The 21,667-nt window shown below is 72.1% G+C and carries 22 protein-coding genes and 1 pseudogene; 11 read left to right on the forward strand and 12 right to left on the reverse strand.

The window, feature by feature from the left end; all coding sequences use genetic code 11:
• Together AB0946_RS40680 and AB0946_RS40685 are read left to right on the forward strand one after the other, a co-directional pair.
• A partial coding sequence (locus AB0946_RS40680; RefSeq protein WP_366765779.1) for an alpha/beta hydrolase occupies nucleotides 1-490 on the forward strand: 490 nt, incomplete at its 5' end.
• A gap of 452 nt (nucleotides 491-942) precedes the next feature.
• Nucleotides 943-1,527: a sigma-70 family RNA polymerase sigma factor gene (locus tag AB0946_RS40685; protein ID WP_366765780.1), complete on the forward strand. Its 585-nt coding sequence runs from the start codon at nucleotides 943-945 to the stop codon at nucleotides 1,525-1,527.
• Between the two features lie 198 nt (nucleotides 1,528-1,725).
• Here the strand turns inward: AB0946_RS40685 and AB0946_RS40690 are convergent.
• The 4 genes and pseudogenes from AB0946_RS40690 to AB0946_RS40705 form a co-directional block, all read right to left on the reverse strand.
• A pseudogene (locus tag AB0946_RS40690) lies at nucleotides 1,726-1,929 on the reverse strand (LysR substrate-binding domain-containing protein); the annotation flags it as partial.
• 15 nt (nucleotides 1,930-1,944) lie between these two features.
• Complete coding sequence (locus tag AB0946_RS40695) at nucleotides 1,945-2,106, reverse strand: hypothetical protein (protein WP_366765781.1); 162 nt, start codon at nucleotides 2,104-2,106, stop codon at nucleotides 1,945-1,947.
• A gap of 174 nt (nucleotides 2,107-2,280) precedes the next feature.
• On the reverse strand, nucleotides 2,281-3,117 hold the full coding sequence (locus tag AB0946_RS40700; RefSeq protein WP_366765782.1) for an alpha/beta hydrolase: 837 nt from the start codon (nucleotides 3,115-3,117) through the stop codon (nucleotides 2,281-2,283).
• Nucleotides 3,118-3,201: 84 nt separating this feature from the next.
• Nucleotides 3,202-4,221: an alcohol dehydrogenase catalytic domain-containing protein gene (locus AB0946_RS40705; protein ID WP_366765783.1), complete on the reverse strand. Its 1,020-nt coding sequence runs from the start codon at nucleotides 4,219-4,221 to the stop codon at nucleotides 3,202-3,204.
• Between the two features lie 643 nt (nucleotides 4,222-4,864).
• Between AB0946_RS40705 and AB0946_RS40710 the strand changes: the two genes are divergently transcribed.
• Nucleotides 4,865-5,434, forward strand: a complete 570-nt coding sequence (locus tag AB0946_RS40710; protein WP_366765784.1) for a TetR/AcrR family transcriptional regulator — start codon at nucleotides 4,865-4,867, stop codon at nucleotides 5,432-5,434.
• Nucleotides 5,435-5,573: 139 nt separating this feature from the next.
• Here the strand turns inward: AB0946_RS40710 and AB0946_RS40715 are convergent, their stop codons facing one another.
• Entirely contained in the window at nucleotides 5,574-6,137 is a 564-nt protein-coding gene (locus tag AB0946_RS40715) for a TetR/AcrR family transcriptional regulator (protein WP_014669394.1), read from the reverse strand.
• Nucleotides 6,138-6,311: 174 nt separating this feature from the next.
• On the opposite strand from AB0946_RS40715, the gene AB0946_RS40720 reads away from it, so the two are divergent.
• From AB0946_RS40720 to AB0946_RS40740, 5 genes are all read left to right on the forward strand, one after another.
• Complete coding sequence (locus AB0946_RS40720; RefSeq protein WP_366765785.1) at nucleotides 6,312-6,812, forward strand: cupin domain-containing protein; 501 nt, start codon at nucleotides 6,312-6,314, stop codon at nucleotides 6,810-6,812.
• Between the two features lie 145 nt (nucleotides 6,813-6,957).
• Nucleotides 6,958-7,392: a universal stress protein gene (locus tag AB0946_RS40725; protein ID WP_058084922.1), complete on the forward strand. Its 435-nt coding sequence runs from the start codon at nucleotides 6,958-6,960 to the stop codon at nucleotides 7,390-7,392.
• 273 nt (nucleotides 7,393-7,665) lie between these two features.
• A complete protein-coding gene (locus tag AB0946_RS40730) occupies nucleotides 7,666-8,367 on the forward strand; it encodes an SDR family oxidoreductase (protein ID WP_041664794.1) in 702 nt (233 codons plus the stop codon).
• A gap of 136 nt (nucleotides 8,368-8,503) precedes the next feature.
• Nucleotides 8,504-8,914, forward strand: coding sequence for an FAD-dependent oxidoreductase (locus AB0946_RS40735; RefSeq protein WP_366765786.1), 411 nt, complete (start codon nucleotides 8,504-8,506; stop codon nucleotides 8,912-8,914).
• Nucleotides 8,868-9,716 carry a BBE domain-containing protein gene (locus AB0946_RS40740; RefSeq protein WP_366765787.1) on the forward strand — a complete coding sequence of 283 codons (849 nt, stop codon included), beginning with the start codon at nucleotides 8,868-8,870 and terminating at the stop codon, nucleotides 9,714-9,716. Before AB0946_RS40735 ends, AB0946_RS40740 begins: the two co-directional genes overlap by 47 nt.
• Nucleotides 9,717-10,367: 651 nt before the next feature.
• Here AB0946_RS40740 and AB0946_RS40745 read toward each other — a convergent pair.
• A complete protein-coding gene (locus tag AB0946_RS40745; RefSeq protein WP_366765788.1) occupies nucleotides 10,368-13,034 on the reverse strand; it encodes a glycosyl hydrolase in 2,667 nt (888 codons plus the stop codon).
• Nucleotides 13,035-13,250: 216 nt separating this feature from the next.
• On the opposite strand from AB0946_RS40745, the gene AB0946_RS40750 reads away from it, so the two are divergent.
• Nucleotides 13,251-13,475 carry a hypothetical protein gene (locus AB0946_RS40750; RefSeq protein WP_366765789.1) on the forward strand — a complete coding sequence of 75 codons (225 nt, stop codon included), beginning with the start codon at nucleotides 13,251-13,253 and terminating at the stop codon, nucleotides 13,473-13,475.
• Between the two features lie 120 nt (nucleotides 13,476-13,595).
• Here the strand turns inward: AB0946_RS40750 and AB0946_RS40755 are convergent, their stop codons facing one another.
• On the reverse strand, nucleotides 13,596-15,059 hold the full coding sequence (locus AB0946_RS40755) for a DHA2 family efflux MFS transporter permease subunit (RefSeq protein ID WP_366765802.1): 1,464 nt from the start codon (nucleotides 15,057-15,059) through the stop codon (nucleotides 13,596-13,598).
• 91 nt (nucleotides 15,060-15,150) lie between these two features.
• Here AB0946_RS40755 and AB0946_RS40760 point away from each other — a divergent pair, with 91 nt between their 5' ends.
• Nucleotides 15,151-15,582 carry a MarR family transcriptional regulator gene (locus tag AB0946_RS40760; protein WP_366765790.1) on the forward strand — a complete coding sequence of 144 codons (432 nt, stop codon included), beginning with the start codon at nucleotides 15,151-15,153 and terminating at the stop codon, nucleotides 15,580-15,582.
• Nucleotides 15,583-15,783: 201 nt separating this feature from the next.
• Here the strand turns inward: AB0946_RS40760 and AB0946_RS40765 are convergent, their stop codons facing one another.
• The gene (locus AB0946_RS40765) at nucleotides 15,784-16,539 is read right to left on the reverse strand and encodes a helix-turn-helix domain-containing protein (RefSeq protein WP_366765791.1); all 756 of its coding nucleotides are present in this window, start codon (nucleotides 16,537-16,539) and stop codon (nucleotides 15,784-15,786) included.
• Nucleotides 16,540-16,768: 229 nt separating this feature from the next.
• Between AB0946_RS40765 and AB0946_RS40770 the strand changes: the two genes are divergently transcribed.
• Nucleotides 16,769-17,434 carry a DUF4097 family beta strand repeat-containing protein gene (locus AB0946_RS40770; protein ID WP_366765792.1) on the forward strand — a complete coding sequence of 222 codons (666 nt, stop codon included), beginning with the start codon at nucleotides 16,769-16,771 and terminating at the stop codon, nucleotides 17,432-17,434.
• A 116-nt stretch (nucleotides 17,435-17,550) separates the two neighbouring features.
• Here AB0946_RS40770 and AB0946_RS40775 read toward each other — a convergent pair whose 3' ends face one another.
• From AB0946_RS40775 to AB0946_RS40790, 4 genes are all read right to left on the reverse strand, one after another.
• Nucleotides 17,551-18,060, reverse strand: coding sequence for a DinB family protein (locus AB0946_RS40775; protein ID WP_366765803.1), 510 nt, complete (start codon nucleotides 18,058-18,060; stop codon nucleotides 17,551-17,553).
• Between the two features lie 171 nt (nucleotides 18,061-18,231).
• Entirely contained in the window at nucleotides 18,232-18,999 is a 768-nt protein-coding gene (gene map, locus AB0946_RS40780; RefSeq protein WP_366765793.1) for a type I methionyl aminopeptidase, read from the reverse strand.
• 658 nt (nucleotides 19,000-19,657) lie between these two features.
• A complete protein-coding gene (locus tag AB0946_RS40785) occupies nucleotides 19,658-20,281 on the reverse strand; it encodes a histidine phosphatase family protein (RefSeq protein WP_366765794.1) in 624 nt (207 codons plus the stop codon).
• Between the two features lie 133 nt (nucleotides 20,282-20,414).
• Nucleotides 20,415-21,215, reverse strand: a complete 801-nt coding sequence (locus AB0946_RS40790; RefSeq protein WP_366765795.1) for a phosphotransferase — start codon at nucleotides 21,213-21,215, stop codon at nucleotides 20,415-20,417.
• Nucleotides 21,216-21,667 lie beyond the last annotated feature (452 nt).

The raw sequence follows: 21,667 nt of genomic DNA on the forward strand, positions 1-21,667 counted from the left end.
CATCGCCAAAGCCGCCTTCCTCGCCTCCCTCGAACCCTTCCTCCTCAAGACCGACGACAACCCCACCGGCGCCGGCGACCACACCTTCTTCCAGAACATCTCCGACACCGCCAAGAACGACCGCTACGCCTACTACACCGACTTCTACCGCGACTTCTACAACCTCGACGAAAACCTCGGCACCCGCATCAGCGAAGAAGCCGTCCGCAACAGCTGGAACGTCGCCACCAACGGCAGCGCCTACGCCGCCTGGGCCGCCCCCCTCACCTGGCCCACCGACTTCCGCAACGACATCCCCCACATCGACGTCCCCGCCCTCATCCTCCACGGCACCGCCGACAACATCCTCCCCATCGACTCCACCGCCCGCCCCTTCCACAAGGCCCTCCCCCACGCCGACTACATCGAAATCGACGGCGCCCCCCACGGCCTGCTCTGGACCCACGCCGAAGAAGTCAACAACGCCCTCCTCACCTTCCTCGCCAAGTAGCCGGACGCGCGCGGCCGGTGAGTCCTGCCCGTCGTAGGAGACCGCGCGCCACCGGTGCGCACCGCGTCCTGGCACAGCCGTCCTCGCGAACGGCGCCAGGGCGCGGCTGCGTTCAGCGCCCGGGGTACGCACCTGGGGCCCCGTGTAAGGGCCACACCTGGGGATCGCACCAACTTCAGCTTCGACTGCCCGCCGGAGCCGGTCGCCTTCGAAACGGACCACACCAAGGTGTGGCGTTGGCTCTCCGCCACCTATGAGCTGGTCCCCGGGGCACGGAGCACGAGTTGATCGATTGGGACAGTCTGGAGCGGCAACTGCTGCGGCAGGGCGATTGTTCTCGGGGCACGACCCGCCCCGGAGGCGGCCTCCCCCGGCCCAGGTGTCTCGCCACAGATCTGGGGCGGAGAGGCTCGCCGGCCGGCCGCCCCTGCCCGATGAGGGAATCCGCGAACATGACGACCAGCGCCCACCACGGCCCGCCGCCGGCAGCGCTCCGACGTGCCCGGATCGAAGCCCTGGTGGCCGAGCACCGAGCCGTGCTCGTCGCCCGTGCCGAGACGTGGGTGGGCGACCACCATGCGGCCGAGGACATCGCGCAGGAAGTCCTGGTCCGTGCCTGGCGGCACATCGACATGCTGCCCACCGGGCGCGACGCGGTGCGCGGTTGGCTCCTGAGGGCGGCACGCGGTCTTGTCGTCGACGGGTGGCCCGGTCCGTTCACCGGGTACGAGATCGTCACCGCCGAGAGCCGCGACGTCCCGGAGGCCGACCGCGCCGAAACCGTGCCGGCGTCCGTGGTGGCACACGCTCTGCTGCACACCCTGAGTCACGAGCTCCGGGAAGTGCTCGTCCACACCTGCATGTACGGATTCACGGTGCGGGAGACCGCTCAACGCCTCGGCGTCCCTGCCGGAACGGTCGCGTCACGCCGGTCCCGGGCACTGCGCACACTCCGTCAGCGGGAGGGCTCCCGTGCGCTCCTGGCGGGCGACTGGCCACTCCTCGGACCATCCGCCTGTCCGGCTGGGGAGACGTGAGCGCCTCCTGGCGGGCCATCCGACGGGGCGCGGACCAGATGTCCGGACGTGCACGGATCACCGAGGCGGCCGTGGTCCTGCACGCCGCCACGAAGGCCGTCACCGCCGGTGACTGCTCCGACTGGCGCCACATCACGCTGGTGCGTACCCACAGGCCCGGCAGCCGTATGAAGGACAGCGCGCGGGAGCCGTTCAGGCTCAGGGAGGCCGGCACCGCCGGACACCCCAGTCCGCCGGGTCCCGGAGGAGGCTCCAGCAGTGCCGGCGCTCGTGGACGGGGAAGAGGAACGGTTCCTCCGCCAGGACCGACAGCGGCATGTGCGCGCCGGTGCTCAGCGGATGCCCGGCGGTGACCAGTCCGCAGAGCGGCTCCTCGGTCAGAGGTTCGCCGGCCAGATCCGCCGACCGGGGTTCCCCCTAGGTCGGCACGGCGTCCACGCGGTGCCCCGCCAGGGCGCCCGGCTGTTCGTCGTCGGAGACGTCGAGTACGGCGATCCGCGCGTCGCGCCGGCCGTCCCGGAAGCGCCGGATGGCTTCGGCCGGCAGCCCGCCCGCAGGGGTGGGTGACGGGGCCGCCACGGTCACCTCCGACCGGGCGGGCGGTGAGCAGGAGCCGGGCGTTCTGGGCGAGCGCGTTCTCCGCAAGTCCGCGGCGCGGTGATCGTCGATCGCGGTCATCGGCGACCTCATGGACCGGCGTGCAGGGCGAGGGGCCGCGCGGGGGCGGGACGGGCCCCCGTGCGGCGGTGCGGGTCAGGCGGACAGGAAGCGGTTGATCTCGTGGGCGAAGTCTTCGGGGTGCTGGAAGAGGAAGCCGTGCCCGGCGTCGCTGTAGAGGATCACCTTGGCGTGGGGCAGTTTCTGCGACATCGCGTAGGTGGCGTAGGCGTGGATCATCACGTCGTGGGCGCCGTTGGCGACCAGGACCGGCAGGGTCAGCTCCTCCTGCCGGTGCCAGTAACCCTTGAAGGAGCCGATGGCACCGAGCTGGCCGCGCACCGCCTGCGGGCCGACGACCGCCTGGGAGTCCTTCAGCCGGTGCTCCAGGCGGTCAAGGGAGGCCAGGCCCGCGGCCGTCGCCTCCTTCGTCTCGGGGAAGAAGAGGTGGAGGAAGTCCTCGGCGGCGTTGACCGGCTTCGCCATGATCTGCCGGGTGCGGGCCGAGGGCGGCGGCAGGTCCGGCACACCGCCCGCCGAGCTGCCCGCCACCACCAGGTGCCGGACGATGCCGGGGGCCGCCAGTGCCACGCCCTGGGCGACCATGCCGCCCATCGACCAGCCCAGGACGTCGATGTCCGTCAGGCCGAGGGCGTGGATGAAGGCCAGGGAGCCCTCCACCATGTCCTCGATGGAGGCGGGCGCGTCGCCGGTGGACAGGTTGATGCCCCGGTTGTCGAAGACGATGACCTCGCGTTCGGCGGCCAGCGGTTCCAGGAAGGCCGGGTCCCAGTGGTCGAGAGTGCCGCGGAACCGCATGTGCATCACCAGGGGACGGCCGCCCGCCCGGCCGAACCTGCGGTAGGCGAACCGCTCCCCCTCGGGCCCCTCGACGTAACGGGTCTCGGCCGCATCGGCCACATATGCAGACATGTTCAGGACTCCTGTTCAGAAAGGACGGCGCCCCGTCCGGGGCGCCGGTCGGGCTGCGGCGAGGCGGCAGTGCGTACGCCGCCGTCAGATGCCGATGACCATGCGGAACCGTGCCTCACCGCGCAGCATCCGGTCGTAGGCCGCCTGCACGTCGGTCAGCGACGTGTGCTCCACCATCGGCGCCACGTCATGTGCCTGGGCGAAGGCCAGGTTCTGCTCGTTCTCCGCGGCGGTTCCGGTGAGGGAGCCGGACACCTGCACCGCCTCGAAGATCAGTTGGCGGGGCGCGACACGGACCGGCTCCGGCGACACCCCCACCAGGACCAGCCGGCCCCTGCGGGCCAGGCCGGCGAGCAGCGGGCTCACGTCCCCGCCCGCCGCGGTGCCCAGCACCATCCGGGCGCCACCGAGCTTGGTCAACTCCTCCGCGGCGTCCGATGCCTTGCTGTCGACGTAGTGGTGCGCGCCCAGCCGGAGGGCCAGTTCCTCCTTGTCGGCCCCGCGTGCGATCGCGACCACGCGCAGCGCCAGGGCCCGCGCGTACTGAAGGGCCAGGTGCCCCAGGCCGCCGATGCCCTGCACGGCCATCAGATCACCGGCCACCAGGCCGCCCGGCTGCCGCACGTTGCCGACCAGGGCGTTGTACACGGTGAACCCCGCGCACAGCAGCGGCGCGACCCGGGCCGCGCCCATCTCCTCCGGCACGGCCACCAGGCCGGTCTGCCGGGCGTACATGTACTCGGCGTAACCGCCGTCGACATGCACACCCGTGTACGGCTGGTCGGTGCAGCCGACGAAGTCGCCCAGCCGGCATGCCGCGCACACCCCGCAGTGCCCGCCCAGGAAGCCCACGCCCACCCGGTCGCCCACGCTCCACCCCGTGACGCCTTCGCCCAGGGCGTCGATGCGGCCGACGACCTCGTGCCCGGGTACCCGGCCGGGCTCCCCGTCGTCGTGCGGATGCACGACGATCGAGTCGCTGTGGCAGATGCCGCACGCCTCCACCCGGATACGCACCTGACCCGGGCCGGGCGGGACCAGCTCCCGCTCGGTGGGACGCAGGCCCCCGTCAGGGGCGACCTCCACTGCGCGATACGTGGTCATCAGCAACTCCATGTGAGGAAGGGCGAGTGTGCGCGGAACGCGCGTGGTCCGTGTGGTCCCACCGGTCGACGGCCCCAGCATGGCGTGCGGCAGTGGAATGTTTGTGGCCACGCTCTTGACCGCAGGCCGGCGGAACGGGGGGCCGAGGGGAGGGGGTTGACTTGACTTTCCCAAGACGACCGGACACATTCATGGCGGGAGAAGCAAGGACCAGACCGCGAGGCCGTCCGGAGCGGAGAGTCCAGCCCGGGACGCAGAGGGGAGGAGACATGTCCGGCGGCACGTCGACGTGTCTCGCCCCACCGCTCCTCGCTGCCCGGGCCGCAGCCGGCCGAATCCCCTGGCACAGGGCGTACGCCGCACAGCCGACGGTGGCCGAGTACGGCCGTGACCTGCGGCGACCAGGTGGTCAGCGGCGCCGCGCCAGCCGACACCGGCACCACCGTGACCGGTGTGAGCACGCCCGGTTCCGTGGCTGTCGCCAAAGCGGTGGCCGATGACGTCGGACCAGGTGCGTCGCGAGCCCACCCCTGACTCTGCCGCACGGCACCGTCGTCGCTCGGCCGGCCGCGACCGCCGCCCGGTTCCACTGTTTCGCGGACGCGCCCGCCGTCCCGCCACGTACCGCCGAGGAGCGGAGAACATGCCACAGATCAGTGTCCGGGAACGGCTGGTCGACAACGCCGAGGACGTCTTCCGCCGCAAGGGGTTCACCGGTGCGAGCATCCTGGACGTCACCGAGGCGGCAGGTGTGCCGAAGGGGTCCTTCTACAACCACTTCCGCAGTAAGCAGGACCTCGCCGTGGAGATCGTCCTGCGCTACGCGCGTGCCACCGACCACTCGTCCCTGGAGGGTCATGGCCCCGCTCTGGAACGCCTGCGGAGGCACCTGACCGTGCAGGTCGAGCGTATCCGCGACTCCGGAATCGAGTTCGGGTGCCTGCTCGGCACATTGGCCAGTGACGGCGCCAACGCCGGCGAGAAGGTCCGTGAGGCGGTCCGGGAGGCCCTGGACGGCTGGACGGACGCGATGACCGCCACGATCGCGGACGGTCAGGCCTCAGGCGAGATCACCAGTGCCTGGTCCGCCGCCGCCCTGGCCGCCTTCCTGCTCGACCTCTTCGAAGGCGCGGCGCTGCGGGCCAGGACGGCGGCCGATCACACGCACATCGCGGAGGAGATGAGCATCGCCCTCGAAGCGCTGCGCCCCTGACGACCGGGACGCACGACGACGTACGCCGTACCGCAGGAGCACGGCACAGCGACGCGTGGAACGGGACAGGAACGAGACGGCAGTGGGACCGGGGACGAACGTCGGGACCGATTGCTCCGTCACCCGAAGAACGCGGCTGTCACGCCTTGATGGCGTTGAGGGCCAGGTTGAGGGAGCGCATGGCCGCGTCCTCGTCCCGGGTCGCCTTGCCACGCAGGCCCGCGCCCTCGAACGCGTCGATCAGGAAGGCGGCGAGGTCACTCGCGGGTTCTTGGGATGTGATCTCCCCGGACCGCTGGCCCTCCTCGATCACCGGGGCCAGTACGCCGACCCACGCGGCGAGGCTGCGGCGAACGACCGTCCCGACCTCGTCGCCGACCGTGGGTCCCTCGCTCGCCATGGTCATCAGCAGGCATCCGTACTCGACGCCGGTGGAGCTGGTACGCGAGGCCTGGGCGGCGAAGTGCGCGCGCAGCCGCTCCACCGCCGAGAGGCCCTCGCCGGCGAGCATGGTCACATCCGTCCCGCGGCTGTAGCGGCGGACGATCTCGGCGGCGAGTTCCTGCTTGCTCTTGAAGTGGTTGTAGAAGGACCCCTTCGGCACACCGGCGGCATTGGTGATGTCCGCGACGCTGGCGCCATTGAAGCCCTGACGACGGAACACGGTCTCCGCGTGTTCGATCAGCTTTCCTCTGACGCTCACCTGAGGCATAGCATCAATATGGCCGGTCTGCTTGAGATTGTCAAAACCCGAAGTGCCCGCGCGGGCGCTCCGGGGCATGCCGATTCGGCATGAGGCGATGACACATCCGTCTTGGACGGCCCGCTCCGCTCTCTGCTCGAATGTCACCCGAACTGAGCGGAAGCGAGGAGAGCAGTGACTTCCCTGTCCGGCAACATCACATCCCCCGTCCTGACGGACCCCGACACCCAGGAGGCGGTGCGGTTCCTCGGCGGTCTCGTACGGATACGGGCGCGGGCCGCCGACACCGCGGGCGCCTACGCGCTGCTGGAGCACACCGGTGAACGCGGCTACATGTCGCCGCTGCACCTGCACGAGTCCGACGAGGAAACATTTCTCATCCTGGACGGCACACTGCGGGTGGAGGTCGGCAACGAGGTGCGGAGCGTGGGCGCGGGCGGACTCGCGCTGCTGCCGCGCGGGCTGGCGCACGGCTTCGTCGTGACCTCCCCGACGGCCCGCTTCCTGACGCTGCACACTCCGGGCGGAGGTTTCGACGCGTTCGTGGCGGACGTGGGTGTGCCGTTCGACGGAACCGTGCCGCCGGAGGCCGGACCGGGCCCCGACCCGGAGGAGCTGACCCGGCTCGCCGCCGCGCACGGCATCCAGATCGTCGGCCCGCCGCTGCTGCCCTGACACGCTCGGAGGAGGGCGCTGTCCGCGTTGACTTCCAAGACGACCAGTCATATTGTCACACGCAGAGGTCGACCCGCCCTCCTCGCCACACCGTCATCACACCGCCCGAGCCCCGGCCGCAGCGGTCGCAGAGAGGAAGAACGCCGTGTTCGAACGCATCCTGGTGGCCATCGATCCCAGTGCCGCCCGGAAGACGGCACTCCTGATGGCCGGCGAGCTGGCCCGCCCGGCGAACGCGACGGTCCACGTGCTTCACGTCGTGACGTCCATGGTCGCCGGCGACACCGTCGTGAAGCTGGAGGAGGAGGACCAGGGCGAGGTGATCCTGGAGGAGGCCCTGGCCACCCTCCGCGGCCTCGGTGTGGAGGCGGAGGGACACCTGGCGCACAGCCTGACGAACCAGGTGCCCTCCGTCATCTCCGCCGCGGCCGAGGACTTCAAGGCGGACCTGCTGGTCGTCAGCCCCCACCACCGTGGCGCGGTCGCGGCCTTCTTCAACCCCCGGGTCAGCGACGCCGTCGCGCACGCCAACGGGATCGCCGTCCTGCTGGCTCCCGAGGCGACGCTTCCCGGCCAGTAGCACCGAACGGTTCCCGTCGCTGCGTCGCAGCAGACACCGGAAGACAGCACAGTCGAATGCGCCTTCCGGTACGGTGCCGACGATCCACTCGCCATGCGCCTTGAGTTGCGTGTGTCCGCGACCTCACCGTGAGCACTTCACCGGCGCGGGAGCCCCACATGTGCATCGAGACGTGTACGGCGCTGAGGGCCCGCGACGCGTACATGTCGATATACGTACGCGGTAACTTGACGAAACCATCAAGGACGACGCGTTTCTCCTGAGGAGTTGGACATGACATCGCTCGAAAACGCAGTGGTCCTTGTCACCGGCGGCGGCCGTGGGCTGGGGCGCGCACTGGTCGAAGAGGTGCTGGCGCGTGGCGCGGCCAAGGTGTACGCCACGGCACGGGACCCCCGCTCGGTGACCAACCCGGACGTCGTGCCGCTGGCATTGGAGGTCACCGATCCCGCGTCGGTGGCCGCGGCGGCCGAGCAGGCGAAGGACGTCACCGTACTCGTCAACAACGCGGGCGTCTCGGTGCAGGCGTCGTTCCTGACCTCGCCGGTCGAGGACATCCGGCGCGAGTTCGAGACGAACTTCTACGGCCCCTTGCAGGTCACCCGCGCCTTCGTGCCGATCATCGAGGCCAACGGCGGCGGCCACGTCCTCAACGTCCACTCCGTCCTGTCCTGGATCGGGGTCGCCGGTTCCTACAGCGCGTCCAAGGCGGCCCTGTGGTCACAGACGAACTCCCTGCGGCTGGAGCTGAAGCCGCGCGGCATCGGTGTGACGGGTCTGCACGTCGGGTACGTCGACACCGACATGGCGGCGGACGTCGACGCGCCCAAGTCCAGCCCGAAGGATGTCGCCGCGCTCGCCATCGGCGGAGTCGAGTCCGGAGCGTACGAGGTGCTCGCCGACGACCTGTCGCGGCGCGTCAAGGCGGGCCTGGCCGCGGACATCGAGACCCTGTACCCGCAACTCGTGAAGTGACGCCCGCGGGCCGTCGGGCCCCGGGGGGCGGTGTTCGCCGACGCGTCGGCAACGGCCGCTGACGTGCCGAGTTCCTTCGCCGACCCCGCCGCCGGCCCGTTTTCCGCATCCTCAACCGCCCAGTGAGGCTTCCGCCATGCTCGACATCATCCGCCCCGACGACCGGCGCTACGCGGATCTGCGGCACGTGTACACCGCCACCGGCGCCCCGGCGGCGGTGGTGCGACCCCGATCGACGGCGGAGGTGGTGGAGGCGCTGGGTTTCGCCCGGGACGCGGAGGGTCCCTTGTCCGTCCGCAGTGGTGGGCACGGAATCAGCAGCGTTTCCACGAATCAGCACGGCACCGTCATCGATCTGAGCCGGCTGGACACGATCGAGCGGGTCGGCACCGACAGCGATCTCGTCCGCATCGGCCCTGGGGCCCGCTGGGGCGAGGTCGCCGCGGCGCTGTATCCGGATGGGCCGGGCGCACGGACTGACCATCGACCGCGTCACAGCGGTGGAGCTCGTCACCTCGGACGGCAGCGTCCTCGCACTGGACAGTGAGCGGCACGCGGATCTCTTCTGGGCCGTGCGCGGGGCCGGGGCCAACCTGGGCATCGTCACCTCCCTGGAGTTCCGTGCCTCGCGCACACCCGTGGTCGCCCGGGCGACACTCCAGTACCGCGTGGACCGCCTTGCGCCCTTCCTGCGGACCTGGGGAGAGACGGTGGAGGCCGCCCCCCGGGAGATCTCCGCCTTCCTCTACCTCATGGGTGGCGGCTTCGCCCTGGCGACCGTGGTCCACGCCGGGGACGATCCGGCCGTGGCCGGACGTGATCTGACTCCCTTCCTGAGCGTCGCGCCGCTGGTCGGTCGGCGTGCGGAACTCCTGCCGTACGCCGCCGTGGTGACCGCGGCACGGGCACCCCACCGGGGCCGGCAGGGTGGTCGCACACACAGCGGCCTGGCCGTCCACCTCGACGGAGAACTCAGCGAGCGGCTCGAAGGTCTGGCCCGTGCCGGGTTCGGCGAACTGCTGCAGATCCGTTCCGTGGGCGGTGCCGTCAACGATGTGCCGGCCGACGCCACGGCCTACGCCCACCGGCACCAGAACTTCTCGATCACGGCCGTGGCGCCGTACGCGTCCCCGGAATTCGACGAGGCCTGGGCGGCGGTGCGCCCTTCGCTCGACGGTCTGTACCTCAGCTTCGAGTCGGCGTTCACCCCGGAACGACTCGCCGAGGCGTATCCGGGCACGACCCTCCAACGGCTCCGCGACATCAAGAGGCGGATCGATCCTGACAACGTGTTCCACCAGAACTTCCCCGTGGCCGGCGTTCCGGCCGACAACGGTGCGGGGGTGTGAGCTCATGGCCGACCGGATCCGGCAGGCCGCCCGCACCGTCACCCGCTGACCGCGCACAGCCCGGCCGCATGAGCCCCTGACCTCGGCCGCCCGCCCGCACAGGCCCCGCTGGGAAACCGCCCGGCGGGGCTCCGGGCTGTCCGGACCTCCTCACCCGTCCCTCGGGCTGCTGTCCGGCCGCCACGTGCGGGTACGCCGAGCCTGAGGAGCCGGCCCGACAGCTCCAGTTGCTCTACGACGGTGCGGGTCAGGCCGCGCGGACGGATCGTGATCCCTCCGCCGCCACGACCGCCCGCGGTGCGGCGGCGGCCCTGCTCGACGCGGCGCCGCTCGCTCGCTCGCTGAGGTGGAGCCGCTGTTCTCCGAGCGCGTTCCCCCATGAGCCCGGCGGCTCGGTACGCCCTTCGGCGACCCGCCCGCACGGCCGTCACCGATGTGCTCACGCACACCGGCAGTTCACATGGACGTCCCCGGCAGCAACCCGCCGGTCCCGCGCGCGGCACGACCGCGGCCTGCTGACGGTGGAGGCACCGGCCGCCACGTGGACCCGGGGGGGCGGGTTCGTCCTCGACATGACGGTCACCCCGTACCCGCGGGAGGGGTGACCCCGGACGGCCCGGGGTCACCCCTGCCTTCACGGCGCGGTGCGGGTCAGGTGCAGTCGCGCACCTTGATGGCGTAGATGCCGCGGCCGTGGGTGGCCGCGTACAGGGTGCCGCCGTCGGGGCTCAGCCTCAGCTGGAGCACGGCGACGGCCGGGAGGCTGCCGACCCGCTGCCACGTGCCGCGGCCGGGCGCGCGGTAGACGACGCCCAGGTCGGTGGCGACGGCGAGACCGCCGTTCGGCGTGACGACCGCGGAGTTGGCCGGCACGTCGGGCAGGTTCGCCGAGATGTCCTTCCAGGTGGTTCCCGCGTCGGTGGACTCGAAGACGTGGCCGACACCGGCGCCGGGACCCTCGGTCCAGTGCCGGGAGAAGCCGTTGACCGCGAGGAAGACGTGGTCGGCGTTCTTCGGGTCGACGGCGAAGCCGCTGAGGTAGCGGTTGGGCACGGTCGCGTCCACGGGCAGGCTGATGTCGTGCCAGCCGGCGCCTCCCCCGGACTTCGTCCGGGAGGTGTCCCCCACGTGCCCGACGGAGATGCCGCGGGCGAAACCCTGGTTGTTGCAGGGCCCGCACCAGGCCGCGTACACCGTGCCGCCCGAGGCCGCGACGGCGGTCGCCGTGCGGCCGGCGCCGAGGTCGTACACGCTCTTCCATTCGTCGCCGCTGCGGATGGCGTAGCCGTGGGTCTGCACCCAGATGTGCCGGCCGCCGGCGATCCACGTCGAGCTGTCCTTCGTGTCGGCCGCGAGCGGGGCGATGAAGCGGGCCTCGCCGGTGGTGTTGTCGGCCGGGGCGACGTTGTACGAGGTGGCCTTGTCCGGGTCGGTCACCCAGCTGCCGTCGTTGACCGCGCAGTTCTGCGTCACCTGGACGGCGAGGTAGACGTACTCCTCCGCGATGTGGCAGCCGTCGGCCGGGTCGGTGAGCGTGTCGCCGCCGTCGCCGCCGAAGTTCGAGCCCATGACCTTGTCGTCGCCGCGCAGGATGGACTGGCCGTTGTCCTGGAGACCGCCGGTGACCGAGAGGCCGCCGTGGTCGAGGTCCTTGCCGACGCCGACCGAGTAGTACTGGAGGGTGTCGATGGTGCCGTCGTTGAGGGAGGTCCAGTCGGTGGCGTGGCCGGAGGCGTCCTGCGAGCCGTTGACGGGGCGTTTGTAGACGCCGCCGTCGTTGCCGACGTACACGAAGCTCCTGCCGTGGTAGCGGCCGATCGCGACGCCGTGCTGGTCGGAGTGGGGGGTCTGGTGGCAGTCGCCGGTCTGCCGGGCCGGGTCGATCTTCCAGCAGGGGAAGGGGAAGTTCCAGTACGGGCCGACGGTCGACCAGGTGCTGCCGCCGTCCTTGGTCTCGTAGACCTCCTCGAGGCCCGCGTAGACGTGCTCGGGGTCGCTCGGGTCGACGGTCAGGAACTGGTTGTACCAGGCCTGTACGCCGGGCATGTACCCGGCGGTGGTCAGCGCGGAGCCGGAGGCCGCCAGCCCCTTGTAGTCGGCGATCCTCGTCCAGGGCCCGGTCGGGGAGCCGGACCGGGAGACGAAGACGCCCTCGAGTCCGCTGTCCGGGTTGGTGTTCAGCTGCTCCGGCGACTGGTCGACGGCGTAGTAGCGCGAGCCGTCGGCGGACCGGGCGAAGGTGACGTTGCCGACACCGTCCGCGTCGGTCGGCAGGTCGCCGAAACCGCCGGTGATACGGGTCCAGGTGCCGTGGACCCTGGTGTAGAAGCCGTTGTAGTCGTCACCGCTGCGCCAGCCGACCGCGAGCACGACCTTGTCCGGGTCCTTCGGGTCGATCGCGATGTCGTTGGCGATGTTCTTGTACGCGGCGTCGGGGTCGTCGTCCTTCGGACCGCCCGGCAGGTAGTCGGGGTTGGGCGCGTACTCCAGCTTCCAGGCGCCCTTCGGCGTCCTCGTGGAGTGGCTCCACACGCCGGCGCTGGTCGCCGCCCACACCTTGCCGCCACCGAAGCGCAGTTCGTGGATGGTGGTGGACTCCAGCTCGTCGCCGCCCACCCGGTCACGGGAGGAGAAGGTGCCCGCGTGCGGGTGGGACAGGACGTAGACACCGCTGCCGAGGTAGGCATCGGCATTGGTGGTCGCCTCGCCGGTGCCCAGCCACAGCCGTCCGGCGCCGTCGAGCGCGAGCGCGCCGGTGGACTGGGACGGCAGCTTGTCGCTGATCGGCTTCCAGTGGCCGCCGCCCCGCCCGGACCGCCAGACACCGCCGCCGGCGCTGCCCGCGTACACGTACCCGTCGTCGTCGGCGGCGATCGCGGCCATCCGGCCGGTCACCTTGCCCGAGCCGCCGCTGGAGTTGGAGTCGACGTCCCGGTAGCGGGAGTCGTCGGAGTCGTACGGCAGGCCGGTGACGTGGCGCCAGCTTCCGCCGGTGCCGGGCAGGTGGGTGAGGCTGGTCCAGGCGGCGCCGTACGCGCCGGGCGCGACGATGCCGGGCGAGGTGCGGGCCTCGGCGTACTGGTCGGCCCCCTCGGCTATCTCGTCGGCCTCGTTGCCGTCGTCGTCCTCGGCCTTCGCCTGCGGGCTCAAGGCCCGTACGGACGTGTCGCGTTCGGCGGCGATGCGGGCGAGCTCGCGCGCCCCGAAGGGTTTCCTGCTCTTGCCGGACGCGGCGCCCGCGGGTACGGCGACGAGTGCGGCGGACGCGGTGATGGCGCAGATCGTGAGCCATCGTCTCTTGCGGGTCGGTGCTGACACCGGGGCCTCCCAGAACGGGTGGTTGTACAGCCGTCGTGGAGAACCCGACCACCGGCGACGGGGGGTGTCCGGCACTTGGGAAAGCTTTTGACCGGAACCTGCCACCAACTCCGGCAGAGCGCGGCCATGCCAGGGGGTGTCTCATCGGTCCGGGCCGGACCGCCGGTCCCCGTCATCGTGTGCCGACGGGCCGTCGGCAGCCTCTACGATCGGTCCGTGAGGGACACTCCGAGGCATTGGACCGTGCGCCACTTCTCACAGGCCAACCCCGCCGGCCCCGGCTGCGACAGCGTTCCGGCCCTCCTGCGGAGACTGGCCGACGCCGTCGAGGGGCTGGGCCCCGCCGAGATCCAGGACGTGGTGATCTCGTCGGAGACGACCGAGCACGGCCCCTGGTGGTCGGGGACCGTCTACTTCCACCTGCCCGAGGACGAGGACTGACGTCCGGCCCTCACCGGCGCCCGGCCGCGCGGTGAAGGCGTGCCCTGCCTCGGCTCCCGGGGCCCGGCGGACGGCTCACCCGCAGCGCCGGGCCCGCATCCGACGCCGCCCCCAGGACGGTCAGGAGCCGACCCGGTTGCGCCGCCGCCCGCGGACAGCGGGCCGGCCGGCCCCGGTCCCGCTGCCGCGGGCGGCGGCGCGGGCGGGGCCGTCGGGCAGGGTGAAGGTGAAGACCGCCGTCGCCGCCGCGATCGCGGCGAGGGCGAGATACGCGTGCTGGTACGCGGTGACGGGTGGTGCCGCGCCGGTGTCCGGCGCGGTGCCGAGGACGAGGGCCGTGGTCACCGCGGCCGGCGCGAGCGCGCCGCCGGTCTGGCGGACGACGGTGTTGAGCATGGTGGCCTGTGCGAGGTCCGCCCGGTCGACGGTGGCCACGGAGGCGACCGTGGTCGGTATGAAGAAGCAGCCGATCGCGGCCCCGAACAGGAACATGTAGCCCCGGAAGGTCCACAGCCCGGTGTCCGCGTCGCAGGTGGCGAGGAGCACCAGCACCGCGCCGACCCCGGTCATGCCGCAGCCGACGATCACGCGCGGACCGACCCTGACGTACAGGACGCCGACGATCTGCACGGTCAGCAGGACGCCGAACGCCTCGGGGAAGGTGGTCAGTCCCGACTCCAGTGCCGTGCGGCCCTGGGCCTGCTGGAGGAAGAGGGGGCTCAGGTACAGGGCGCCCATGATGGGGACGAGACCGACCAGATTGATCAGGTTGGTGTCCCGGAAGAGCCGGTCGGTGAACAGCCTGAGCCGCAGCAGGGGGTGGGCGGTGCGCAGTTCGACGGCGACGGCGGCGGCCGGCAGCACCGCGCCGAGGACGAGGGAGACGAGGACGGCGGGCGAGGTCCAGCCGCGGTTGGGCCCCTCGCTGACGCCGAACATCGCGGTGCCCAGCGCCCCCGCGCTCAGCAGCAGGCCCGGCAGGTCGAAGCGGCCCGGCCGGCCGCCGCGGTCGCGGGCCAGGAACAGCGTGCCGAACAGGACGGCCGGCAGGCCGACCGGCAGATTGACGTAGAAGACCCACCGCCAGGACAGGTGGTCCACCAGCAGCCCGCCCAGCACGGGGGCCGCGGCCGGGGCGATCTGCTGCGGAATGATCATGTAGCGGGAGATGCGCACCTGCTCCGCGGAGTCGAAGGTGCCGAACAGCAGCGCGGCGGAGGCCGGGAACAGGATGCCGGCCGACAGCCCCTGAACGGCACGGTAGGCGACGAGCTGGCCGAGTCCGGCCGCCGCACCGCACAGCAGCGACGAACCGAGGAAACCGGCCAGGGCGGCCAGCAGGACGCGCTTGCCGCCGAAGCGTTCGACCAGCCAGGCGGAGGCCGGTATGGCCATGGCCAGGCAGACCGGGTAGACGACGACCACCCCGTCCAGCGCGGCGGTGGTCAGCCGGAACTGACGGGCGATCGAGGGCAGCGCCACCGTCGTGATCGCTCCGTCCACGATCGCGATGAACGTCACGCTGACGCACACGACGGGGACGACCAGACGCTGGCTGATGCGGGCGGGCAGGGCGGACAGCACGGAGTGACGTCGGCGCATATGCTGAGCATACGCACTATGTGCTTACTCAGCATATGGCTTGCATACCGCGGGACAGGGGAGACTGGGCACCATGGCAGTGCAGGGCAGCAGCGACATCCTGATCGACGAGCTGTACGAGACGACGTACCGGCTACGGCAGTTCGTGGAGACCCGGTTGCGGGCGAAGGGGGCCTCAGTGGCCCGGCTGCGCGCCATGCGCATGCTGGCCCAGGCCCGGAAGCCGCTGCGGATGCGGGACCTGAGCGAGATGGCGGGCATCGCGGCCCGTACCGCCACCACGATCGTGGACAGCCTTGAGCGCGACGGCCTCGTGGAACGGGTGCGCCACCCGCAGGACCGGCGCGCCTTCCTGGTGCGGCTCACCGAGGAGGGGCTGCGCTGCCACCGTGAGGCGGAGGAGATCGACCGCCTCGCCCTCGCCGAGGCGACCGCCGCCCTGGACGCGGACGACCGCGCACACCTGCGGGCCCTGCTGGGGCGCATCCGCGACCACACCGTCTGACGGCGACGTCCCGACCGGGTCCGGCCGGCCTGCGGATGGGGGCATCCGGGTGGCCGGCAGTGGGGAGCGGGTGCCGCCGGCGGTCAGGTGCGTCGCCGGCGGTCGGGGGCGCCATCACCGGCTGGGGGTTGTCGGGTCCCCGCCGGCCGCGGCCGGGACCGTCGGCGTACGGCGGGACGCGTCGGTGTGTCTCCCGGGCGGCTATCCGTCGTGCGGGCCGGACCCGGCCGTGTCGTTCGGGGTGGTCACGGGTTTCGTGTGCAGGACTTCGCGGGCCTGCTCGGCGGCGCGGGTGATGCTTTCGCTGATGAAGTCGAGGAAGCGGGCGACGTTCTCCAGGCGGGTGGCGGCGGGCGTCCGGGGGCCGAGGACGGCGACGCCCCGGCGTGCGGTTTCGACGAGCTGGTCGTTGGCGCGGGCACTGGCGATCGTCGCCTGGTAGAAGAGCTCGTCGTCGACGACGTAGCGGTCGCGGCGGCGTTCGTCGCGTTCCCGGCGGACCAGGCTCTGGCCCTCCAGGAAGGTGATCGCCTTGGAGATGGACGCCGGGCTGACCTGGAGCCGCCGGGCGAGTTCGGACGCGGTGAGGCTGCCCGCGTCGGTGGTGAACAGGCAGGTCAGCACCCTGGCCGTCATCCTGGGCAGCCCCGAGGCCATGAGGACGGTGGTGAGCGTCTCCTCGTACTCGGCCACGGCCTCGGCGTCGCGCCCGTGCGGCTGGGGGGCCGACCGCGGATCCCGGGAGGCGGCGGGCCTGCGCCGGCGTGCGCGGCGTTCGGTGGCGCGGTGCGCCAGCTCGGCACGGTAGGCGGTGGGACCGCCGTTGCGCATCACCTCACGGGTGACCGTGGAGGTCGGACGGCCGAGGCGCCTGGCGATCTCGGCGTAGGCGAGGCCGTCGGCCACACCCAGTGCGATCTGCCGGCGTTCCTGCTGGGTGAGCCTGCCTCCCGGCAACGGGGCCTCCTCGGTGATCTGTCGCGGCGATGTCCCCAGCATAGCGTTCAGCCGCACTCATTGCAACGCAATCGACGCGTACCGTTGCGTTATCCTCAAGCTCGTTGCAACACTTAAGGGCAGTTGACCTGCTAGATTGCTACTTCTATGCAACAAGTACGTTGCCGGTATCTGGAAAGCAACGTAGCTTTTCCAATGTCGGAAACAACAACGCACACGGGAGAGCACGATGCAGAAGTTCGACACCCCCGCCCCGGTCTCCGCCGTCATCGACATCCCGGCCGGGCGCGTCCAGTTCATCGCCTCGGACCGCGCCGACACCACCGTCGAGGTCCTGCCCGCGGACCCCTCCAAGTCCCGGGACGCCAAGGCCGCCGAGCAGACCACCGTCACCTGCTCCGACGGCGTCCTGCGGATCACGGCCCCGGCCGGCGGCAACCAGTTCTTCGGTCCCTCCGGGTCCCTGGAGGTCACCGTCCAGCTGCCCGCCGGCTCCGGCGTCGAGGGCAAGGCCGCCGGCGCCGAGTTCCGGGGAGTCGGACGCCTCGGCGACGTCGCCTTCGACGGCGCGTACCGCCGGTTCAAGGTCGACGAGGCCGCGAGCGTGCGCCTCACCGCGGTCGACGGCGACGTGGAGGTCGGCCGGCTGAACGGGTCGGCGGACATCAGCACCGCCAGGGGCGACATCCGGATCAACGAGGCCGCGAAGGGAACGGTCCTGCTCCGCACGCGGTCCGGTGACATCTCGGTCGTCGCCGCCCACGGCGTCTCGGCGACCCTGGACGCCGAAACCGGCCTCGGCCGCGTCCACAACGCCCTCAGGAACGACGGCACCGCCGCACTGGACGTCCGCGCCACCACCTCCCACGGGGACATCTCCGCTCGCAGCCTGTGAAGGAGCGGGGCCGGGGCCGAGCGGTCCGCGCCCGGCGGTCCCGGCGTCCCGTGCGACACCTCGACGGCCACTCCCCCGGCCCTGGGCTCCGGGCGCCGGTGGGGCGGGGGGCGACCCTAGGTCAAGACCAGCCAGCGGCGGCCGTCGATGAGCTCCCGGGCCGCGTCCAGGTGGCCGGCGTGGCAGGCGGTCTCGGTGATGACGTGCAGCAGGACGTCGCGCAGGGTGTGCAGGTGCGGTTCACCGAACAGGTCGTGCGGCCACCAGGCCGGTCCGGCGTCGGCCGGGGTGCCGGTGATCACGGCATCGGCGAGTTCCGTCTCCCGCCGGTACCCGTCGAGCACGTCGACGGCCGGGACCTCCGGTTCCACCTTCCACGCTTCGTCGCCGCTCGTCAGAGTGCGGATGACCTCCTCGTCCCCGGCGACGACCGCGCGGAACCAGAACCGCTCCACGTCCAGCGCGAGGTGCTGGACCAGTCCCAGGCAGTGCCATCCGGAGGGCAGCACGGGCCGTCGCAGATCCTCGGCGTCGAGCCCTTCGAGGATGCCGAGAACGTGGCGCCGCTGTCCGTGCAGGACCCGGAGAAGTGCCCCGACCTCGCCGTCCGGAGCTTTCTCGCTCAGACTTTCGATCACAACGACCCATGATCCCCGAGTCCGTGCGGTCGCGCAGGGAGTTGCCCGAAGCGGCCTCGCGGGCGCGGGGACCATGTCCTCACGCCTCGGGATTCGGGGCACGAGGGGACGGCGAGCGGCCTCGGTGGCGTCCATGGCGGTCGGTGGTCGCGGAGGACGTCAGGGCAGGGTCAGGACGCGGGGACCCTGGTCGGTGATGGCGACGGTGTGCTCGAAGTGGGCGGCCCTGCTGCCGTCGACGGTGCGCAGGGTCCAGCCGTCGGCATCGGTGCGGTAGGTGTTCTGCCCGCCGGCCATGAGCATGGGTTCGATGGCGAGGACCAGGCCGTGACGGAGGGGGAAGCCCCGGCCGGGGCGGCCGCGGTTGGGGACGTGAGGGTCTTCGTGCATGTGGCGGCCGATGCCGTGCCCGCCGAAGTCGGCGGGCATGCCGCAGCCCGCCGCGCGGGCGACGGTGTCGATGGCGTGGGAGATGTCGCCGATCCGGCCGCCCACCCGGGCGGCGGCGATGCCGGCGTCGAGGGCCTGCCGGGTGGCGTCGATCAGTTCGAGGTCGCCGGGGCGCGGCGTTCCCACGGTGAAGCTGATGGCGGCGTCGCCCGTCCAGCCGTCGAGCCGGGCGCCGCAGTCGATGCTCACCAGGTCGCCGTCGCGCAGCCGGTAGCCGGTGGGGATGCCGTGTGACACGGCGTCGTTCACGGACGTGCAGATCACGGCCGGGAAGGCGACCGGGGCGAAGGACGGCCGGTACCCGAGGAAGGGGGAACCGGCTCCGGCCTCGGCCAGAACCGACCGGGCCGCTTCGTCCAGTTCCCGGAGGCGCACCCCCACGCCGGCTGCCTCCCGGATGGCGGCCAGGGCGCGGGCCACCACACGCCCGGCTTCCCGCATCGCGTCCAGCGCGGCATCGGTCTTGATCTCCACCATGTGTTCGTCTCCACGGAGCACGTCGAACCAATACTTATACCGGTATTAGTATCACGGTCCTGGTGACGGCTGCTCGTCACCGCGAGGGGACGGCGGCGCCGGGGGCGGTGGTCGTCATCGCACGCGGGATGCGGGGCAGTACGCACTCGCGCGGTACGCCGGTTGGCTCCGCCTCGTCGTGTCCGCCGGCCGGCACCGCCACCGGGGCCAGCGGCGGGGACGTATCGCGGAGAGGCGGAGAAGCAGCCCCTCGGTCGGTCACGTGGTGGGCGCGGCCGGTCGACGTCCGCGTCCGGCGGCGCCCGGTCCAGTCGGGCCGGGGGCCGCCTCACGAGGGCGGCTGTGGCGCGGTCGGCCGCGGTGCCGCATCGCACGCGGGATGCGGAGCAGTACGCACTCGCGCGGTACGCCGGTTGGCTCCGCCTCGTCGTGTCCGCCGGCCGACACCGCCACCGGGGCCAGCGGCGGGGACGTATCGCAGGGAGGCGGAGGAGCAGACCCTCGGTCGGTCACGCGGTGGGCGCGGCCGGTCGACATCCGCGTCCGGCGGCGCCCGGTCCAGTCGGGCCGGGGGCCGCCTCACGAGGGCGGCTGTGGCGCGGTCGGCCGCGGTGCCGCCGGACCCCGGGGCCGTGGGTCCTCCCGCCGCCGGGCGCCCTCAGATGTGGAGTTCGGGGGGAAACCCCGTCCAGCGCAGTTCGACGGGCAGGTGTCGCATGTCGTTGGAGACGAGGACGGAGGCGGCTCGGCCGGGGGCGTAGCGGATGACGGTGAGTGCGGCGTTGCCGTGGTTGAGCCCGAGCCAGCGCCACTTCGGTGCGTACATGGCGTCCCGGACGAGCCAGGCGATGAGGAAGTTGTGGGTGACGACCAGTTCGTGCCGGTCCTCTTCGCCGTCCACCGGCCCGGTGAACAGGTCCAGCGCCCGGCGGGCGAGCGCGGGGCCCCGCTCGCGCTCCTCCTCGGTGGCGGCGGCGAGGAAGCGGAGATAGAAGTCCGCGGAGTCGGCCGGGAGTTCGTCCCACTCCGGTACGTAGGGCACGTAGTCACCGGCGACTTCAGAGGCGCGCAGCGGGACGTTCTCCAGGTGGTCGCCGATCAGCTGTGCGGTCTGTTCCGCCCGTGCGAGCGGGCCGTGGTGAACGGTTGTGAAGGGAATGCCCCGGAGGCGTCGGCCGAGCAGTGCGGCTTGCCGCCGACCGGCCGGTGTCAGTCCGCTCTCGTCGGGCGTCGCCTCGCCGTGCCGCACGAGATGGAGGTAACGGCTGGCCGTGCCGGTCATGTCGGGCTCCTCTGCATCGTCTGCACCCCGCGCACCCTCTGCATCAGTGGACGCCGACTCGGCGGGTGCCAGTTCCCCACCGCTCCCCGGGCCCGACGTCGGGGGCGGCCCCGGAGCGGCGGCCCTCCTCGGATCAGTTCAGCAGGGCGGCCGTGAACGTCTCGCGGTGGTCCGCCAGCCAGGTCTGCAGACGGTCCCAGCGTTCCCAGCCGCCACGCTCGGCCAGCGCCCGGAGGTAGACGGGGTCGCCGTCGGCCACGCGGCGGGCGACGAAGGCCCGGCAGACCTCCGTGGCCTGCTCGACGACGCCGGGCAACTCGGCGCGCTCCTCCCCCGGGAGACCGTAGCCGTCGGCGAGGATCCGCAGCCGTGCGGGCGCGTCCAGCCCCGGTGGGTGGGCGGCGGCTGCCGACGCGGGGTCGAGCATGGGCACCCAGTACCGGGCGGTCATGGCGATGTCCCACAGCGGGCGGCCCGGGGCCGCCAGATCGAAATCGATCAGGGCGGCGGCACGGCCGTCACGGAAGACGACGTTGTCCGGGCACACGTCGTTGTGGCACAGCACCGTTCCCCCCTCCGGATCGGCCAGGTCCCGGGGCCATTCGGCACGGGTGTCCACCGCGACGGCCGCACCGGCCTCGTGCAGGCGCCGCAGCAGGCTCCCCACCGATTCGAGGGCGGCGTTCGTCATCGCCCAGTCCGGGTACGGCGGCAGTGCCACGTCGCCCGGGACGAAGGTCAGCTGCTCACCGCCGTCCGCGGTGAGACCGACAGGGGTCGGTGCCCCGTCGAAGCCCTGCTCCTTCAGCGCGAGGAGACAGGCATGCAGGGCCCGTGCGTCGCGCGGGGCCGGGCGCTCCACCAACGCGCCCCGGCGGAAGACCGCCCCCGCGTTCGCCATCCCGCCGACCAGCGCCTCTTCCTCAGCCGTCATGACGATCACGCTATCGCCAGGGCAACCCCGTGCGGGCAGCCTCCGGGCGGACGGATGCCCGAGGCGAGCGTCGAGGCCGTGCCGATGTCCCCGGGGTGGCGCGGTCACGATCCGCTCGCGCGGACAGGCGCGCGGAGCACGGCGTCGCGGAGGCGGGTGCGCGACCCGCCCGGCCGCCCGTCCGCATCACCGCGCACAGGGGCGGCACACCGGTTCGGCCGGCGGGGCCCGGTGGCACGGCGGCCTCGGTGAACAGGCCCACCGGTCCGGTCGGTACGGCGAGTCGCGGCTCCGCGCGGGGCCGGAAGAGCCGACGACACCGGGCTTGCCCGTGCCGGGCGGTTCGGTGAGCGGGCCGACGGCCGGGCCGGACACGTCCTCGCCGGACGCCCGGTGCACGGAAACCCGGCGCGGGCGGGAGGCCGTGGTCGTGGACCCGCTCGGGCGCCCGG

This window comes from Streptomyces sp. NPDC046870, from assembly GCF_040704595.1.
GTDB classification, from domain to species: domain Bacteria; phylum Actinomycetota; class Actinomycetes; order Streptomycetales; family Streptomycetaceae; genus Streptomyces; species Streptomyces argyrophylli.

Bases quoted from the DNA above. Each gene is read 5' to 3' on its own strand.
- AB0946_RS40685 (WP_366765780.1), top strand. From the start codon at position 943: ATGACGACCAGCGCCCACCACGGCCCGCCGCCGGCAGCGCTCCGACGT.
- AB0946_RS40700 (WP_366765782.1), bottom strand. From the start codon at position 3,117: ATGTCTGCATATGTGGCCGATGCGGCCGAGACCCGTTACGTCGAGGGG.
- AB0946_RS40705 (WP_366765783.1), bottom strand. From the start codon at position 4,221: ATGACCACGTATCGCGCAGTGGAGGTCGCCCCTGACGGGGGCCTGCGT.
- AB0946_RS40710 (WP_366765784.1), top strand. From the start codon at position 4,865: ATGCCACAGATCAGTGTCCGGGAACGGCTGGTCGACAACGCCGAGGAC.
- AB0946_RS40730 (WP_041664794.1), top strand. From the start codon at position 7,666: ATGACATCGCTCGAAAACGCAGTGGTCCTTGTCACCGGCGGCGGCCGT.
- AB0946_RS40735 (WP_366765786.1), top strand. From the start codon at position 8,504: ATGCTCGACATCATCCGCCCCGACGACCGGCGCTACGCGGATCTGCGG.
- AB0946_RS40760 (WP_366765790.1), top strand. From the start codon at position 15,151: ATGGCAGTGCAGGGCAGCAGCGACATCCTGATCGACGAGCTGTACGAG.
- AB0946_RS40770 (WP_366765792.1), top strand. From the start codon at position 16,769: ATGCAGAAGTTCGACACCCCCGCCCCGGTCTCCGCCGTCATCGACATC.
- map (WP_366765793.1), bottom strand. From the start codon at position 18,999: ATGGTGGAGATCAAGACCGATGCCGCGCTGGACGCGATGCGGGAAGCC.
- AB0946_RS40785 (WP_366765794.1), bottom strand. From the start codon at position 20,281: ATGACCGGCACGGCCAGCCGTTACCTCCATCTCGTGCGGCACGGCGAG.
- AB0946_RS40790 (WP_366765795.1), bottom strand. From the start codon at position 21,215: ATGACGGCTGAGGAAGAGGCGCTGGTCGGCGGGATGGCGAACGCGGGG.